The following is a 17,229-nucleotide window of genomic DNA, read 5'->3' as shown; positions in this document are numbered from 1 at the left end:
AATTAATTCGATAATTAGATGTCACCTTTAATCTCAGCAGCTGCTAAAGCAACATATTTGAGTGGTTCTCTGAATTCGTCAATCTCACTGTATACTTCTTTAATTAATCCAGAAGTTGCTTCTGGAGAGAAGAGTTGGGTACCAGCATCTAATGCCATACCTGCAGCTACACAAGGGATAGTAAATCCTTTACTGTGTCTGGTTACTACGTGGTTACCGTTGAATAAACCAGGACCTCCTCCACCATAGATAGAGTGAGAGAAGAAAGAGAATCCTACAGCTACCCCTTCAGCTCTACCGAAGTCAATACCAGGTAAACCGGTAGCAAATTCGATGTTGTCGTTGAAGTATAAGATAGTTGATGGAATACCTTGAGCAGCTCTTGCTGCACCGACGTTAACCATAATAGCAGCAGTACATCCAGCAGCAGCATATGCGTTCCATTTAGCTGCGTCACTAGTTGCGTACATGTTGTATCCAGTTAATTCTTTTTCTACAGCGATTACACCATCTGCTTCAGCTTTAGCAATAGTGTCTTGTACGATAGAACCTACAGTTCCTTCTTTTGCGTTGTCTTGTACGAGACCTAATACCATGTTGTCAGCGTTTAAACCTTGGTAAGCTAAACCTAATAAGTGCATTCTTTCGTAAGCACCTACTGCGTCACCCATTTCAAACATAGCAGTTTGTTCGAAAATACTTGCGAGAGCGGTTGCTTGTAAAGTGTTCTTTAAGGTAGCAGCTACGAAGTCGTTTGCTTTAATGTTTCTTAAGGAGTAACCAGGACCTTCTAATTTTTGTGGTACGTCTAACATGGTTTTTAAGTTAGCACCCATGTATTCTACAGATTGTGGGTATCTTCCTAAAATAGCAGCTTTTACCATGTTTGCGTCGTACATGTTTACGTCAAACTCTTTGATAATAGCTTGAGTTAATGCAGTTGCGGTAGCTAAGGTTGCTACGGAGTATTCTGCGGAAGAGTCTAATCTGATAGTTGGAATTTGGACTAAAATCCTTTTTCCACCAGAGAGTACTTCACATTTAGTATCATCGTCTTCAGTTACTTGAAGCATGTCTTTTACAGCAGCAGCAATGGAGTCAGCTTGAGCTACGATGTCAAGATCCATTTCTCTACCTAAGATTTTAGATTTTGCTCCACCGACGGAAGCAGTTTTTAAAGATTTTTCGATTCCTTCTAAGTTTACAGCTACAGTTCTTTTAACACCGCTAATAATGTTCTTAATAGCAGGGTTACGTAACGGACTTAGAGCTTCGATTGGTACATCAGCTTCGACTAATGAACCTCTGTCGTCGTATAAATCGACTTTATCATCAAACTTTGCCAATTTTTTCCCTCCTAAATAAATAGAGTTAATATACCACCCAAAATAACTATTTTTTAGTTATGTTGAGTAAGCTATCCAGCAAAATTTTTGCAATAGCCAGCTATTTGGTATACAAATATTAGTTTATTTAAAATATAATATAAACATTCGTTTAAGAATTAAATAGAAAACTTTATAAGTAATAATATTTTTTAATTTTTTTATTATATCTGAGTCAAAAAGTAATACTTTTTTAAATCGATTAAAATAGCTTAAAATTTAAAAAACATACTATATTGAACTATAATTAAAAAATAAGTATGACAAAGTTTTAATATACTAAATAAATACAAAGGATATTTTAAAAATAAAAATAAAGAAAAAAATGAAAAATCATGAAAAATTCAAATATTACTAAAATTCGGCTAAAGTAATACTATTAGTAATACTAAAAACAAACTATTTTTTTAAAAAAAATAATTGAAAATATGCATTTAAAAAAAAATAAAAATTTTGAGAATAAATTAATTTGAAAAAATTTTGAAAATATAAAAATAGAAAAAGTATATTAAAAATTTTTTAAAATAAAAAAATTGAAAATTATAAAAATAGAAAAAGTATTATTAAAAATTTTTAAAATTAAAAAAATATTAGAAAGCCCTTTTCATACCAAAGAAATTGATTGCCTGAATAAGATCAATGAAAGAACCGAGCTCATGCTCAATAACTTCCTCTTCACTCATGCCGCTGCTTAACTCACCATCAACGCTTAAAGTATCCGGACCATATCCTACAAGACGGCTTTTGCCATCCTGACTTAATATCCTTTCTGCATCCAATTGATGGATAAATGCTCTTCCAGGGAGAATGACTGTGTCTTTAATGTCTTCCAAATCCAAGACTTCAAGGTCCTGTTTTGTCATCAAGCATGCGATATCCTTCTTGGTGGCCACTACATTCACATTATCTGGAGCTATCTTATCAAATATTTTCTTCAAGAATGGTGCTGCAATCTTAGATGTTAGAAGTGTAGCTTCGCCAGTAACTTTAGGCAATATTCCTAAAAATTCCTCATACTCATCTTTTGCTAAAATGAATGGTGCTCCAATTGTTGGATCGGATAATGGAGTTCCAGTGACTCTAAGATTATATTCACTGTTGATTTCCTTTACAAGCTCTTCGAATTCAAGAGGTTCATGAGGAGTTATTCCTTCAACAACAGGTTCATTTCCTAAAATCAACCCTTGGTCATAACTATTTGCAAAACGCATCATCATCAATGCCTTTGCACCCCACGCTTCCAATTTTTCACAAGTGTTTTGAAGCACTGCACCATCATTTACCCCCGGAATGATAACTGCTGCCGCATGCAAGTCTGCACCTTCTGCAAAAAGTTGAGCAGCTTTAAGGGATTCCTCTGGACTTGGATCCAACATCCATTCCTTTCTGAGTTTTGGGTCTGCTGCAAAAATAGTGTAGGTTACCTCATCCACTCCTTGATTCAAGAATTGTGTAGCTATATCGCCATCATCAATTCCCTTTCCACTTGTATAACCTAAGTGAATTGGCAATTGCATTTGAGACAAGTTAGATATAAGCTCTTCAAGATAAGGGTAACAGCTGACATCTCCACCACCACTGATGTTGACCTTCAAGTTAGCATCTCTTACAGGATTCATCATCAAAGCCATTTGAACTTCACTTATTACTGAAAATGGCTGTTGAAATGGTTTCCCTGCCTCTTGAACTCCTTCGAGACATCTTGGACAACCCACTTTATTAGGTGGGCAATGTTGGCATCCAAGAGCTTCTGTTAAAGGTTTCACTTTTCTAAAGTAGCAAAACTTACAAAAGCCTCTACAATCTTTTCCAGGAGTTCCACCAAGATCCGCTATAACTTGCATTTTTACACTTCACATTTGATAATAAAATAAATATTTAATTATTATTTATGATGATTGAATATTAGAAATAATTTATATAATTCATTAAAAATAAGATGACATGAGATTTTTAAAAATAAGATAATAAAAAATATAAAAAATTATATTTATTATAATATAACTTTTTTTAAAAAATATTTCCTTAAAATATCATTTTTTTAATATAATAACTTTAATCCACTAAAGAACTTTCAGTTAAAAGCTCTACGAGTATGTAATCATAGAAATGAGATTTTTTAATCTCTGCAATGTCCTTTAATTTTTGGTCCCCTATAACTACATTTTCAATTTCCTCATGATACTTGTCATAATCCAATTTTACTCTAAGCCCACAGAGTTGACTTGTTACAGGAGTTGGGGAAATGACTTCCTTAATAGCTGGAACTTGAGTTTCAATCTCGCTCTTGACTAAAATTGAAGGTGCAATTGGAGGGTCTTGAGCAAGCTCTTTTTTACGTTTTTCCAAAAGGTCTTCAACAGTTTCAACTAACTTTTTCAAAGCTCTTATGTTTTCCCCTCTTTTTAATCTGCGTGGAATTCTACCTAATCCTGGAACATAAGCGTCTACACCAGGCAATTCTTCCAAATCAATTTCAGGTGCACCTGTGACAATCACTGGAATATCAATGTCATTGTAAAGATAAGCCTTATCAATAATGCATTGCTTGAAGCTTCCTAATGCAAAAATGGCTATGTCATGCTCTTCAATCAATGCCTTTTCAGTTTCACTGATTCCTGCAGTTCCTTTACCATGACCACGAGCCAACCCGACCATATTGTCTTTAGCACCATAACGTCTAAGGTATTCGGAGATATCACATGCAGCATGAGGAAGGTGGTGTCTTGCAAGAGTTGGGGAAACAATAGCTATTTCAGAACCTGCCATAGGTGCAACAGAGAGTTCACCTAAAAGCTCTTTAGCCTTTTCCTTAATAATATCCACATCATCAATAGGAACCGCCATATTCAATACAAGTTCCATTTGCAATATATTGGATTGAAGAACAAAACCTCCTAAATCCTCAATTAATTCTTTCAATTCTTCGCTTTTGTGAATTCCACCAGTGAATGTTAAGGTTTCATACATATAATCATCACCTTATAAAAATCATAAATTATTATAAAATCAATTTTATTCAATAAAATATCTTATTTTAATATATTTTTTAAGTCTATTATATAATTTATTATTTTTACTTTGCATTAAATGGAAAATAATTTTTAATGAAGAATTGAAAAATCGAAAAGAAAAAACAAAGAATAAAATAAATTATTTTTTATATTATTAGGAATATAATAAGAATTAAAGAACATGTGAAATAATTAAATAATTTTTCATTATCAGATTTATCAAAAAGGTGTTATCATGTATGCAGAAAATAATATCTTAGTTGGGGCTAATGAGAATACAGAGGTTTATTTGTTATCCAAATTAGCCAATCGTCATGGATTAATAGCTGGTGCAACTGGTACCGGTAAAACAGTCACTTTAAAAACACTTGCAGAAGCTTTCAGTGATATGGGAGTTCCTGTATTTTTAGCAGATATGAAAGGGGACGTTTCAGGTCTTGCAAAGGTAGGTGAACCAAACGCAAAAGTAACTGAAAGAATGGAAAAGTACAAACTTGCTGATAAGGGATTTGTATTCAAGTCATATCCTGTTGAATTCTGGGATTTATATGGTGAGAAAGGATTGCCTATTAGAGTCACAATCTCTGAAATGGGCCCTCAATTGCTTTCAAAAATATTGAACTTATCTGAAGCACAAGAAGGGGTATTGAACATCGTATTCCGTGTAGCAGATGATGAAAACCTTCTTTTGATTGATTTGAAAGATTTGAAATCCATGATTAATCATGTAAGTGATAATGCTGAACTTTATGAAAGCCAATACGGTGCAGTTGCCAAGAAATCAGCAACAACACTTCTCAGATCCATACTTACCCTTGAAGACCAAGGAGGAGACCTGTTCTTCGGAGAGCCTGCATTGGAACTCAGTGACTTCATGCAATGCAATGATGAAGGAAAAGGTATGATCAACGTATTGGATTCTGTAAAACTGTCTACAGCACCGGAATTATACTCAACATTCTTATTATGGATGATATCCGAACTTTACGAAACAATGCCGGAAGTAGGCGACTTGGACAAACCTAAATTCGTTTTCTTCTTCGATGAGGCTCACCTATTGTTTGATGACATGTCCCCTGCATTCCAGAAAAAGGTAGAGCAGATTATAAGATTGATTCGTTCAAAAGGAATCGGAGTATACTTCATTACACAAAGTCCATCCGATATTCCGGACACTGTCCTTTCACAGCTTGGTAACAGAGTGCAACATGCACTTCATGCATACACTCCAAAGGAGCAAAAGGCTGTAAAGACTGCTGCTGAAACCTTCAGACCAAACCCTGAATTCGATACAACAGAAGTCATTTCCACTTTAGGAACTGGAGAGGCATTGGTCTCTGTTCTTGAAGAAAAAGGAGCTCCAAGCATCGTGCAACAAGTTGACATTTTGCCTCCTCAAAGTTATATTGGAGCTATTGAAGATAATTACAGAGCAGAATTGATGAGCATTTCATCTCTTAGAGGAAAATACAGAGATGCAGTTGATAGGGAATCAGCATATGAGATGCTATTGAATAAGATTGACAACAATCCGAATGTACAATCTGAAATCCCTCAAGATGCACCTATTAGGGAAATTCCTAATCAAGCAGAACAGGCTCCAGCACAACAAGCCCCTACCCAACAGGCACCTGCTGAACAGCAAGCTCCAGCACAACAAACACCTACCCAACAGGCACCTGCTGAACAGCAAGCTCCAGCACAAACCCAAGCACCAGAGCAACCTAAACAAAAAGGATTGCTTGAAGATGTTATTGGCATAGCTGTTGGAACAGCAGTGGATCAAATGACAAAACAAACCACTAAATCCAAGAGAAAGACTACAAGAAAGACAACTGTTGAAAAGGCAACTACAACTGTTGTAAACACTGCTGCAAGGGAAGTTACAAAAGGGATTATTAGAGGATTATTTGGAAATATGAAATAATTTTCAATTATTTCTCTTTAATTTTAATTAAAATTCCATATAAAAATTTCATTTTATTTTTTATTTTTATTTTTATTTTTTACAAATTATTAAAATTTAAATTATAAAATTTTCTAAAGAAAATTTTTAAAAAATCACTCTATTTTTAGATTTGAATATGGTGACACTATGGTTGAATTAAACAGAGAAGAATTGTATCAAGAATTAGAAGAAATGGAAAATGACTTAAGGCTTTATCCTATTGAAGAGGGATTGGAAGATGAAATAATTGATTACATCAATGGAAAAGAGTTAAGTGAAAACGAAAAATGGGATTTGGAAAATAGGCTCGAAGATTTCTTCTATGGTGCAAAGCTCAAATGCAGAAAGCCTACTTACTATTTTACAGATGGATTTGAATTTTATGTAACAGAAATCTATATAGACTTTAGAATCCTGGAACATGTTAGAAAATCATTCCCCAAATTCAATCAACTTTCAGTTTCATCTGAGATTGAACAGGGATTTTCTTGCCTTTCCGTTAAATTAACTTTATAATTAGATTTGTTTTTTAGATAAAAAAATAAAAAATAGATAAAAAAATAAAAAAAGAATTAAATAGCTATTTATAATACACATCTATTTTCTTATGAGGAACTGTTCTTCTGTATTTTACTCTAGGATAACCTATTATGAATGCAGAATACATGTGCTTATCTCGGTCTATTTCTGGGAAGAATTCCATTAATCTTTGATGATCCAATTCATCCGCCTTAAGAGTGAATAATGAATAGAATCCTCCAAGACCCATTGAATAAGCCAATAACTCAAGTCTTGTATTTGCAATCAATGCATTTGCCTGACTTTTGGAAAAGGACAAAATCATCTGTGTTCCTTCCCAAAGAAGTGGATGGTTCTTATAATCTCCTTCACCTCTAAGATACTCACCAAACTGTTTTATTCTGAAGAATTCATCTTCTTCCACTTTGATTATATCATAAACCAAATGCATGAAATCATCCAGTTTCTCATCAAGAACAACAAATTCAACATCTTGAGCATTTTGAGCACTTGGACTGTAATAGGCAGCTTCAAATAGCTTATCAAAAGTTTCCTTATCCACTTTTTTCTTCTTGAACCAACGAATGCTTCTGCGCTGTTTTAGGAATTGCAATAAATCTTCAGAATTGATTGGAATTTCACGAGGATTATAATCTTCAACACGGTCTTTTTGATCTTCATATGTATTTAAGGATATGCTTCCTGTTGGACAAATAGCTAAACAATGCCCACAGTCAAAGCAATCTCCATTATCAACTTCAACAGCTTTCTTATCAATAATTTCAATATTATCTCTAATGCAAACGGTTTCACATAATTTACATCCAGTGCAGGTTTCTGTATTGATTTCCAATTTCATTTTACCACTTTCAAAAAAATAATCATAAATTTTTAATCGCATCCACTAAATCATTGATAAAAATCTCAACAGTTTCTTCATTTAACTCCAAAAGAGACAAATATGGATTTAAATCTTCAAGTTCCACCAATAATAATTGACCATCATTTGTTTTGCATGCATCAACTCTTTGAATACCATTTTCAATAGTGTTCCACTCAATAAATCTTTTTGCAAATCCTATCTCCTCAATGCTTGGAACATATCTCTCAAGTTTCCATCTTTCCTCTTTATTAGGAGCATATAATGCATATTCAAACTTATCATTTATAAAATAAAAAGACAGTTCGTATTCAAAATCAATTGCCGGCTGAATTAAAATATTCTTATTCAAATCCTTTTTGATTAATTCTTCCTTAGTTAAAAACTCAAGACCTATTGAATCAGCGCCATCTTTTGGTTTTATGACAAAAAGATCGGAGTTAGGCAATAAATCAATATTTTTTATATCATCAATTGTAGGGATAACAGGATAATCCTCTAAAGTCAAGTCAACAAGATATTGCTTTCCGCACATATCTGCCTTCCCAGTGAAATCGTTGAAAGTTTTTAAATTGTTGCTTTTCACCCGTTCTCTAAAGGAATCATAACCTTCCTTAAAATTCAATACACTTCCAGTGTTTCTGAAAATGATTAAATCCACATCATTTTCAAAACTTGAAGAATTCTTTGGATTGCACAAAACTATATCAAAATAATCCTTAAGTATCCCTGATAAAAAGAGGTCCTCCTCATAGTAGTTTCTGCCTTTTGCCTGATAATATAAATCTGTCAAGTATAAAATCTTTTTCATAATCCCACATAAGTTATATTGATTCTTAAATTATTTAACTATTTAATAAATCAACACGAAAAAAAGATGCTGCTTATTATAATAAGAAAAAATTAAAAAAAATAGAAAAATAGAATAAAAATAGAATTTGAAAAACTGAAAAAAATAGAAAAAATGGAGAAAAAATAGAATAAAGAATTATAATAATTCTTTAACTCTTGCCTTAACATCATCTAAACTTTCAGTTGGCTCGAAACGTTGAACTACATTTCCTTCTCTATCAACTAAAAATTTAGTGAAGTTCCATTTGATGTCATCATTGTCCTTATAATGTCTATCCATTACCTTAAGGACCATTTTCAATTTTCTAGCCCCATCACCAGTGATGTCTTTAAATGGTTGCTCTTGCTTTAAGTAAGCGTATAATGGCTCTTCGTTTTCACCATTCACTTCAATCTTTTCAAAGATTGGATAAGGAACCAAATACTCACTGCGGCAGGTAGCTGCAATTTCCTCTCCAGTACCAGGAGCTTGATTACCAAATTGGTTACATGGGAAATCTAAAATGACAAATCCTTCATCCTTGAATTCATTGAAGATTTCATTCAATTCAGTGTATTGTGGAGTGAAACCACATTTGGTAGCAGAGTTGACAATTAACAATACTTTTCCTTTGTATTCACTTAAGGAAACCATGTTTCCTTGAGTGTCTTTTACTTCAAAATCATAAATTGACATTATATCACCTAATTTACATTTATTAAACATTTTAAGTGAATAAAAATCTGTTAATATTATAAATTATTTTTAAAGGATTTAAATCTTTCTATTTCGCGAAATAAATAATTTAATAGGTTAATAATTAAATCAGTTAATAGTATACGGTTAAAAATCTAAAAAAACTAAAATTTAGTTTATTCTATAAATGAAGCTAACTCTTCATCAAATTCATCATGTTTTACTTGTTTTGTTACAAGAGTTAATGTTTTCAAAGGAGCTTTGCCGACATATTTTTCCATTTGTTCAATGGCACCTTCAAAACCGCTTCCACCTGCAGTTACAAAGAATTTTACATCATTGAACTTTCCTTCATTTTGCTTAATGTATGAAATCATAGGGTTTGCAGCTTTTCCAGCCCATACAGGAACTCCTAAATAAACCAAGTCATAATCTGAAACATCATGTTCTAATGGCCCTAAATCAATGATCTTTTCTGAAAGAGCATCCTTTCCACCACGTGCAAAACCTATTTTACCATCATATTTCACTTTAGAAACAATTTCTTCAATATCTGCACCAGTTTCTGCAGCAATGGCTTCTGCTAATTTTTTTGTAACTTCTGTTCTTGAATAATAAGCAACTAAAATACTCACGATATCACCTTATTGTTTTTAATTAATTTCATATTATTTATTTTTCTAATATTAATTTAAAAATCATATGATAAAAGTCTTTAGTTTACAAAGTTAATCAATAATTAGAATAATTTATAAATTTCAAATATAGAAATAAGAATAAGAATAAGAACAAAAAATTGATTTTATAAAATTTTTAGGAGAATGGAGAATGTTATTTATTTACTACCCAAGATGCAGCACATGCCAAAAGGCTAAGAAATGGTTAGACGAAAATGGATTCGAATATGATGAACAGCATATTGTTGAGGAAAATCCCGATTATGATCAATTGAAGGCATTATATGAGAAAAGTGGACTACCTCTCAAGAGGTTCTTCAACACAAGTGGTAAAATTTACAGAGAGATGCAATTAAAAGACAAGTTACCAGAAATGAGTGAAGAAGAACAATTGAAGATTTTATCTACTGAAGGCATGCTTGTAAAACGTCCAATAATTGAGACTGAAGATATAGTGCTTACTGGTTTTAGACAAAAAGAGTGGGAAGAGAAATTAAAATAAATTAATTTTCTCTACTTTTTTATTTTTAATACTTTCAAAAAAATATTTTTAATACTTTCAAAAAAAATTAATTAATTACTATTTTTAGAATTCATAAATTATTTTCTTTTTTAAATTCTTCAACCCCTATTTTTAATGCATTCAATCCTTCAAGCAATAATTCTTGAGGACATGCAATATTCATTCTCAAGAAATTATCTCCATTTTGTCCAAATTGGATTCCTGGAGATAAGAATAAACTTACATTTTCTCTTAAGAATTCTGATAAGTCATTTGAAAATCTATCCCCATAATCTTCTCTTTTTAGTTGGATGCAATCCAACCATAAAAGATAGGTTGCATTTGCAGGAACCAATTTGATTTCAGGAATTTCACTTTTTAAGAACTCATCAACAATCATCTTATTTTCAAATAGGACTTCTCTCAATTCATTTAACCAATCTTCACTTTTGTATGCTGCAATAGTGGCATCTATTGAAAAGATGTTCGGATGATTGAAGCAATCCACTGACAATTGCTTTTCTAAAACCTCATAAAGTTCCTTGTTACGAGTGAAGACTGCAGAACTTTGAAGACCTGCAATATTAAATGTCTTGCTTGGAGAAATGCAAGTTATGCTATTGTTTGACAAGTCCTTATCTAAAGATGCGAAAGGAACATAAGTCAGATTAGGGTCAGTTAAGTCACAATGAATTTCATCAGCCACAACAATGACATCGTATTTTTTAGCTAGAATAGCTATCTTTTCAAGGGTTTTCTCATCCCATATTCTTCCAATCGGATTATGGGGATTGCATAAAAGCATCAATTTAGTCTTTGGATCCTTGAATTTTTCTTCCAAATCATCAAAATCAATGGAGTATGCAGTTTCCACATCATTGGAGTTAGAATCATAAATCAGAGGATTTTCAACAACATTTCTGCCATTATCTTCAATCACATAAAAGAAGACATGGTAAACTGGTGTTTGGATCAAGACATTATCTCCAACATCAGTGAATGCTCGAATGATGCTTGTGATTGAAGGCATGACCCCATTTGCAAACAATAATTCATCCCTTTTCATAGCAAGGCCATATTTCTCCCACCAATTGATATAGGAATCAAAAATTTCATCATTGACAAATGAATAGGCATAAACTCCATGCTTTGCTTTTCTATTCACGGATTCATAAATGAGTGGAGCAGCATAAAAATCCATATCTGCAACCCACATAGGGTAATCATCATCAAATAGATCCCATTTAAGTGAATTGGTGTTTTTTCTGTCAATTATTGAATCAAAATTGTATTTCATAATGCATCATCCGTTTAAGAATTGAAATCAGATTTGATATTAAATTGCAATCAATATGTCAATTAATTTTTGATTAATTAATAGGTTTCATAGTGAATTCTGGATTCATCGAATTTATCCATGAATTTGTTTTCCCAACCTTCAGCTGGATAACCAAGAGTTATTATGCAGAATGGCTTTAGGTTGTCATCTTTTGGCAAACCTACAATCTCACCAATGGCGTTCATTCTTTCCTCTTCAGGTGCCACACCATTCCATAATCCCCCCAAGCCAAGATTGACAGCTTCAAGAAGCATATTCTCTGCTGCTGCGCTCATATCCTGTTGCCATACCAATTTATAAAATGACCTTTCAATGTTTGCAATCAAAAGAATAGCTACTGGAGCATTTGTTACACGAGGTTTGATTTCCCCTATTTTAGCAAGTGTTTCCTTGTTTTTGATTATCAAGAATTCCCAAGGTTCAGCACCTAACCTGCTTCCAGGAGCTTGCATACCTGCTTTTAAAATCTTTTCTATCTTGTCATCTTCAACTTCTTTGGAATCATATTCCCTTATACTGCGTCTTGTATTAATAATTTCTTCAAAATCAGCCATCTTATCACATGAAAATGTTTTTTAGGTATTAATTAATTAAGATTAATTCATTATTATTTAAATAATTAATTGAGATAGTTAATTGAAATAATTAATTGAAATAATTGATGAAAAAATTATAAATAAAAAATTGAAGGCATTATGTAAAATGAAAGAATAATTTATATATACCTTAATAAATAGAATATTAAACAATTAAATGTAAAATGAGGTGAAAAAATGGAATCAAATAAGATTTTAGCTATTATTTCAATAATTATTGGTTTAATATTTATCATATTCCCAATATTCAGTGCTAATTTAATATCCATCCTTATTGGTGCAGCTGTATTGATATTTGGTCTAGGATTAGCTTACACTGGAATCATTGCAAAAGATATTTCACCAGCTGTTTCAACTGTTTCAGCAATATTCGGTATTGTGATGATCATTTTAGGATTGGCATTCATCTTTGGAACAAATGCAATTTCATTCTTAGTTGGATTACAGTTCTATATTGTTGGATTCATGCTTATCATAGCTTCCGTAATCGGATTGCTTGGAGGGGCTGAAATCAATAAAACCGGATCATTAGTTGGTTTAGTATTAGGAATTGTTATCTTGTTCATTGCTGTATTTGCAGCAAACAATCCAATATTAATCACCATCATCTTAGGTATTGCATTAATAGCACATGGAATCGTTGGATATTTACATGCAGATGAGTACTAATAATGTATTCATCATTTTTTTTCTTTTTTTAAAATTTTGACTTTTTGCTATCTTAACTCTTTTTTTAAATTTTTTCTATGCAAAAAAGTTATAACAAAAATAATAGTTTGAATGTATGCAAACAATAGTGGCTAAAATTAAAGTAAAAATAGATTTGTAAAAATTAAAAAAATAGATAAAATAATAAAAAAAGAGAAAAAAGAATAAAAATTATTCTTTTGCTTCAATGACTGTTTTTCCGCCCATATAAGGTACCAAGACCTCAGGGACTTTAATGCTACCATCAGCTTGTTGGTAGTTTTCTAAAATACAGCAAATGGTTCTTTCAGTTGCAATAGCTGTACTGTTTAAGGTATGCAATATTTGTGCATCTCCGGAACCTGCTCTACCGTACCTTGTTTTGGTTTTTCTTGCTTGATAATCCTTACAGTTAGTACAGCTTACCAATTCCCTGAATGCACCGGAACCCGGGAACCAAGCTTCAAGGTCGTATTTGATTGCTGCATTGTCATTTAAAGCTGAAGACACAATAGCTATGATTTGATATGGAAGACCTAATTTCTGATAAATTCTTTCAGTGACTTCCATCAAATGATCATGCTGCTTTCTTGAATCTTCTGGTGTAGAGTAAATGAACTGTTCAATCTTTTCGAATTGGTGAACTCTAAAGATTCCTAAAGTGTCTTTTCCATGAGACCCTGCCTCTTTTCTAAAACAGGTTGAAAGTGCACAGTATCTAAGTGGCAAGTCTTCAGGATTGATGATTTCATTTCTGTGAAGAGCTGCCAAGGTCTGTTCAGCAGTTGCAATCAAGTACATATCCTCATTTTCAACCTTGTATAATGTTTCCTCAAACTCGCCAAGTTCAGAAGTTTCAGCTGCAACTTCACCTTTTACAAAGAAAGGAGTTTGCATAGGAATGTAACCCTCAGCTTCAAGTTCTGAAAGTGCAAATTGAATCAATGCCAAGTTCAAGTGTAAAATGTCTCTTTTCAAGTAGTAGAACCTTGCACCTGAAACGCTTGCTGCAGTTTCAAGGTCTGCTCCATCAATCTTATTGATCAAGTCAACATGATTCAACAATTCAAAGTCATGCTCTGGGATTTCACCATAGGTTCTTACAACTACATTGTCATCTTCAGTATCGGAAACTGGAACATCTTCGTCAATGATGTTTCCTACTTTATATCTATAATCATCTCTTAATTGAAGGTATTCTGCATTTTTAGCGCTTAACTCTTTAATTTCATTAGCCACTTCCTTGGATTTTGCAATGACTTCTTCAATATTGCCTTCCTGTTTAGCTTTTTTAAATGATTTGGATAACTTGTTTTTCTCTGCTCTTAAAGAGTTTAATCTTCTTTCACCTTCTCTCCATAAGGTGTCATATTCAATAACTTTCTCTGCATTTTCTGTACTTCTGAATCTTTTCTTTTCAGAGTCAAATATCAATTCAGGATCTTCTCTGAATAATTTTATGTCTAACAATTTTTATTCTCCTTTAAAATGAATAACGAATTAAGTAATTATGATTTCAGCAATCTATAAAAAATCTATAAAATTTTGATTATTAAATAATATATTTTTCTTATTTAATAATTATTTGGATTAAAAAAGTACATTTTAAGAATATTCAAGAAATAATTGGCTGATTCCTAACAACTATCTTTTCTTTTTTGAAGATTGCCTTATCTTTTCATGATAGAAATAATTGATTATGATTGGATTTTCATTAGGGCTTTTTATAAAGGGTTCTTCATCAATTATATACATAAAATCATTTTCCCTTGCATAAGCACTGATTTCATCATCCAATTCTTTCCAATAAGACATGTCCTTATAAGTATAAATCTCTTTATAGAGAGGCACCAATTCAGGATATTTTAAATCAATATAGTCAAAAATAGTCTTTTTATATCCTCCCCTTAAATTAAGATTTTCAAGCCAAATATAATCACAAAAATCACTGATTTCTTCAATAATTTCAATAGGGTCTGTTATTTCAGGAAAAATAGGAGAAATGAAACAAGTTGTTCTTATGCCCTCTTTGTGAAACCTCTTCATTGCTTTAATCCTATCCTTAATTGATGGTGCATCATCCATATCCTCTTTAAAATCTTCATCAAGGGTATTGATGGACCAGGAAACCAAAGGATCATTGAATGTTTTTATCAAATCCAAATCTCTGCACACCAAGTCTGATTTTGTAGTTATGATAAGATTTATGTCTGTTCCTTTCAGTTCCTCCAACAATTGGCGAATTCTGCAGAATTCCTCCTCACATTGATTGTATCCATCAGTTACTGAACCAACAATAACAGTTTCTCCAGAATACTTTTGAGGATTTTTTATAGGTTTCCAATACTTTACATCAATGAAAGTCCCCCATTCCTCTTTATGACCAGTGAACCTTTTCATAAAATCAGCATAGCAATACTTGCAGGCATGTGGACAGCCAACATATGGATTTGCAGTATACCCTGCAATGGGAAGATTTGATTTGGATAATATTGATTTAACTTCCTTTTCCTGAACAATCATTTTTACACCATAATTAAAAAAATCATTTAGACATTTCTTCAATTAATGTCGCATATCTTGATTCCGCTTTCAATATCGGGTCTTTTGAAATATTATTATGGCTTAATATCTTAATTACTTTAAACTCATTAGATTTTAGGTTTTCTCTTTTTAGAACTTCTTCCTCCAAATAATCCGGATAAACCAAATAATCAAAATCCATTCCTAAGTCATTTGCCTTATCCTCATCATTTCCATTTTTATCATATGTGAAATCAATCACATCTGCTCCAATGTCTAAAATTATGTCCTTTAGGAATTCTGAATAGACTTTCACTTTTTTATCATTGTTGGATTTTCTTATTTCATTAAACTCATTTTCATCCAAAAGGGCATATTCAACATCATCTTTATAATCATTAAAAATTGATTCTATCCCTTCATCGCCAATAGCTTTTTCAATCAGATTTCTTTCAAAAAGAACTTTAGACACTGTTTTAATGCTTTCCTTAATCTGGCCAAATGTATTTATCTTTATGGCCAATGAATCCATTTCCACCTTGCTTTCAGAAAGCAAAATGGCAAAATCCCCTTCTTCTTCATCAGGAAATTTATTTACTTTGAATTCCTTAAGTCCTGCCCATTCCACTATTTGCCTACACATGGGAGTTGTAACAACTATCATAATATTCCCCAAAAAATAATTCAAAATTTTTCTTAAAATAATATTACTTATTAAGTATTATATATTACTAAATATAAAAGTTATACATAGAAGAAAATCATATTTGCTATATTTTAGAGTAATAGAGGCTAAAAAGTGAAAGTAAGTTTAAGTTTTGAAAAAGGTTCCTCAAAAGACCTTTCCATAATGGTTGATGCATTAAGGGCAAGCACTACAATTACAGTTGCTCTCGATAAATTCAAGGAAATTTATCCAGTATATACACCAGAAGAAGCAATAAAAATAGCTGAAAGGAAGGATGCTGTGTTGGCAGGGGAGAGAACCGGCAGAACAATTGAAGGGTTTGAACTTGGAAACTCCCCAGGTGAAATGAAGGAATACTCTGGTGAAAAGGACACTTTAGTACTTACAACAACCAATGGTGTAAGAGCTTTGGACAATATGGAATCTGAAATCATTTTAATTGGATCATTCATCAATGCAAAAGCTTGTGCAAAGGCAGCATGCAAGCTTGCAACTGAACACATTGAAATCGTTATGGGAGGATTCGAAAGAACCTTTGCAATAGAGGACTTTTTAGCAGCTGGTGAAATATTATTCTGGATTCAAAAGGAATTGGATGAACAGAATAAACTAAATATCGATGACATAGATTATTTCAAAGAGGAAACCGGAATAACAGAATTTGCTATTTCAGCAATTATGGCAAGCAGAGATAAGGAAAAAGTTGAAAAAGTTTCCATCAAATCAAAATCCGGACGTCGTCTTGCATATCTTGGATATGAAGATGATGTTAGACTATGCGTTAAAGAAAATATCAGCGAGAATGTTGGAATCTATAGGGATGGAAAGATTACATTATACCATGAATAGATTTCAATCGGACTTTCAAAAAGTTTATAAATGTAATTGATATAATTAATATAAGAATTAATATTAATAGTTAAATAAAATTTTAATTATATTT

General features: G+C 32.2%; 17 protein-coding genes. 5 read left to right on the top strand and 12 right to left on the bottom strand.

Going from position 1 to position 17,229, the window contains the following annotated elements; all coding sequences use genetic code 11:
• Nucleotides 1-14: 14 nt before the first annotated feature.
• From mcrB to ACJMLB_RS01510, 3 genes are all read right to left on the bottom strand, one after another.
• Nucleotides 15-1,346, bottom strand: a complete 1,332-nt coding sequence (gene mcrB / locus ACJMLB_RS01520) for a coenzyme-B sulfoethylthiotransferase subunit beta (protein ID WP_295605507.1) — start codon at nt 1,344-1,346, stop codon at nt 15-17.
• A 629-nt stretch (nt 1,347-1,975) separates the two neighbouring features.
• Nucleotides 1,976-3,229 (bottom strand): methyl coenzyme M reductase-arginine methyltransferase Mmp10, encoded by a 1,254-nt coding sequence (gene mmp10, locus ACJMLB_RS01515; protein WP_295605509.1) that lies wholly within the window; start codon nt 3,227-3,229, stop codon nt 1,976-1,978.
• Between the two features lie 211 nt (nt 3,230-3,440).
• Nucleotides 3,441-4,355: a methanogenesis marker 7 protein gene (locus ACJMLB_RS01510; protein WP_295605511.1), complete on the bottom strand. Its 915-nt coding sequence runs from the start codon at nt 4,353-4,355 to the stop codon at nt 3,441-3,443.
• 279 nt (nt 4,356-4,634) lie between these two features.
• On the opposite strand from ACJMLB_RS01510, the gene ACJMLB_RS01505 reads away from it, so the two are divergent.
• Nucleotides 4,635-6,326 (top strand): helicase HerA-like domain-containing protein, encoded by a 1,692-nt coding sequence (locus ACJMLB_RS01505; protein ID WP_296855822.1) that lies wholly within the window; start codon nt 4,635-4,637, stop codon nt 6,324-6,326.
• Between the two features lie 168 nt (nt 6,327-6,494).
• Nucleotides 6,495-6,863, top strand: a complete 369-nt coding sequence (locus ACJMLB_RS01500; protein WP_295605513.1) for a hypothetical protein — start codon at nt 6,495-6,497, stop codon at nt 6,861-6,863.
• A gap of 64 nt (nt 6,864-6,927) precedes the next feature.
• Here the strand turns inward: ACJMLB_RS01500 and ACJMLB_RS01495 are convergent, their stop codons facing one another.
• From ACJMLB_RS01495 to ACJMLB_RS01480, 4 genes are all read right to left on the bottom strand, one after another.
• Nucleotides 6,928-7,725, bottom strand: a complete 798-nt coding sequence (locus ACJMLB_RS01495; protein WP_295605515.1) for a nitroreductase family protein — start codon at nt 7,723-7,725, stop codon at nt 6,928-6,930.
• Nucleotides 7,726-7,747: 22 nt separating this feature from the next.
• Nucleotides 7,748-8,557 (bottom strand): hypothetical protein, encoded by an 810-nt coding sequence (locus tag ACJMLB_RS01490; RefSeq protein WP_295605517.1) that lies wholly within the window; start codon nt 8,555-8,557, stop codon nt 7,748-7,750.
• Between the two features lie 177 nt (nt 8,558-8,734).
• The gene (locus tag ACJMLB_RS01485) at nt 8,735-9,274 is read right to left on the bottom strand and encodes a glutathione peroxidase (protein ID WP_295605519.1); all 540 of its coding nucleotides are present in this window, start codon (nt 9,272-9,274) and stop codon (nt 8,735-8,737) included.
• 176 nt (nt 9,275-9,450) lie between these two features.
• Nucleotides 9,451-9,909, bottom strand: a complete 459-nt coding sequence (locus tag ACJMLB_RS01480) for a flavodoxin (protein ID WP_296855825.1) — start codon at nt 9,907-9,909, stop codon at nt 9,451-9,453.
• A 193-nt stretch (nt 9,910-10,102) separates the two neighbouring features.
• Here ACJMLB_RS01480 and ACJMLB_RS01475 point away from each other — a divergent pair, with 193 nt between their 5' ends.
• Entirely contained in the window at nt 10,103-10,453 is a 351-nt protein-coding gene (locus tag ACJMLB_RS01475) for an arsenate reductase family protein (protein WP_295605523.1), read from the top strand.
• A 91-nt stretch (nt 10,454-10,544) separates the two neighbouring features.
• Here the strand turns inward: ACJMLB_RS01475 and ACJMLB_RS01470 are convergent, their stop codons facing one another.
• Both ACJMLB_RS01470 and ACJMLB_RS01465 read right to left on the bottom strand, forming a co-directional pair.
• Nucleotides 10,545-11,750, bottom strand: coding sequence for a MalY/PatB family protein (locus ACJMLB_RS01470; protein WP_405323058.1), 1,206 nt, complete (start codon nt 11,748-11,750; stop codon nt 10,545-10,547).
• A 77-nt stretch (nt 11,751-11,827) separates the two neighbouring features.
• A complete protein-coding gene (locus tag ACJMLB_RS01465; protein WP_405323056.1) occupies nt 11,828-12,346 on the bottom strand; it encodes a nitroreductase family protein in 519 nt (172 codons plus the stop codon).
• A 219-nt stretch (nt 12,347-12,565) separates the two neighbouring features.
• On the opposite strand from ACJMLB_RS01465, the gene ACJMLB_RS01460 reads away from it, so the two are divergent.
• Complete coding sequence (locus ACJMLB_RS01460) at nt 12,566-13,057, top strand: DUF308 domain-containing protein (protein WP_405323054.1); 492 nt, start codon at nt 12,566-12,568, stop codon at nt 13,055-13,057.
• A 210-nt stretch (nt 13,058-13,267) separates the two neighbouring features.
• On the opposite strand, the gene serS is transcribed toward ACJMLB_RS01460, so the two are convergent.
• From serS to ACJMLB_RS01445, 3 genes are all read right to left on the bottom strand, one after another.
• Entirely contained in the window at nt 13,268-14,545 is a 1,278-nt protein-coding gene (serS, locus tag ACJMLB_RS01455; protein WP_295606045.1) for a serine--tRNA ligase, read from the bottom strand.
• 174 nt (nt 14,546-14,719) lie between these two features.
• The gene (locus tag ACJMLB_RS01450) at nt 14,720-15,598 is read right to left on the bottom strand and encodes a radical SAM mobile pair protein B (RefSeq protein WP_405323052.1); all 879 of its coding nucleotides are present in this window, start codon (nt 15,596-15,598) and stop codon (nt 14,720-14,722) included.
• Nucleotides 15,599-15,620: 22 nt separating this feature from the next.
• Nucleotides 15,621-16,262, bottom strand: a complete 642-nt coding sequence (locus ACJMLB_RS01445) for a hypothetical protein (protein ID WP_405323050.1) — start codon at nt 16,260-16,262, stop codon at nt 15,621-15,623.
• Nucleotides 16,263-16,397: 135 nt separating this feature from the next.
• Between ACJMLB_RS01445 and comB the strand changes: the two genes are divergently transcribed.
• Nucleotides 16,398-17,135, top strand: a complete 738-nt coding sequence (gene comB / locus ACJMLB_RS01440) for a 2-phosphosulfolactate phosphatase (RefSeq protein ID WP_295606039.1) — start codon at nt 16,398-16,400, stop codon at nt 17,133-17,135.
• Nucleotides 17,136-17,229 lie beyond the last annotated feature (94 nt).

The sequence above is a fragment of the Methanobrevibacter sp. genome, assembly GCF_045114555.1.
In the GTDB taxonomy this organism is placed as follows: domain Archaea; phylum Methanobacteriota; class Methanobacteria; order Methanobacteriales; family Methanobacteriaceae; genus Methanobrevibacter.
This window is presented reverse-complemented; position numbering and strand designations above follow the sequence as displayed.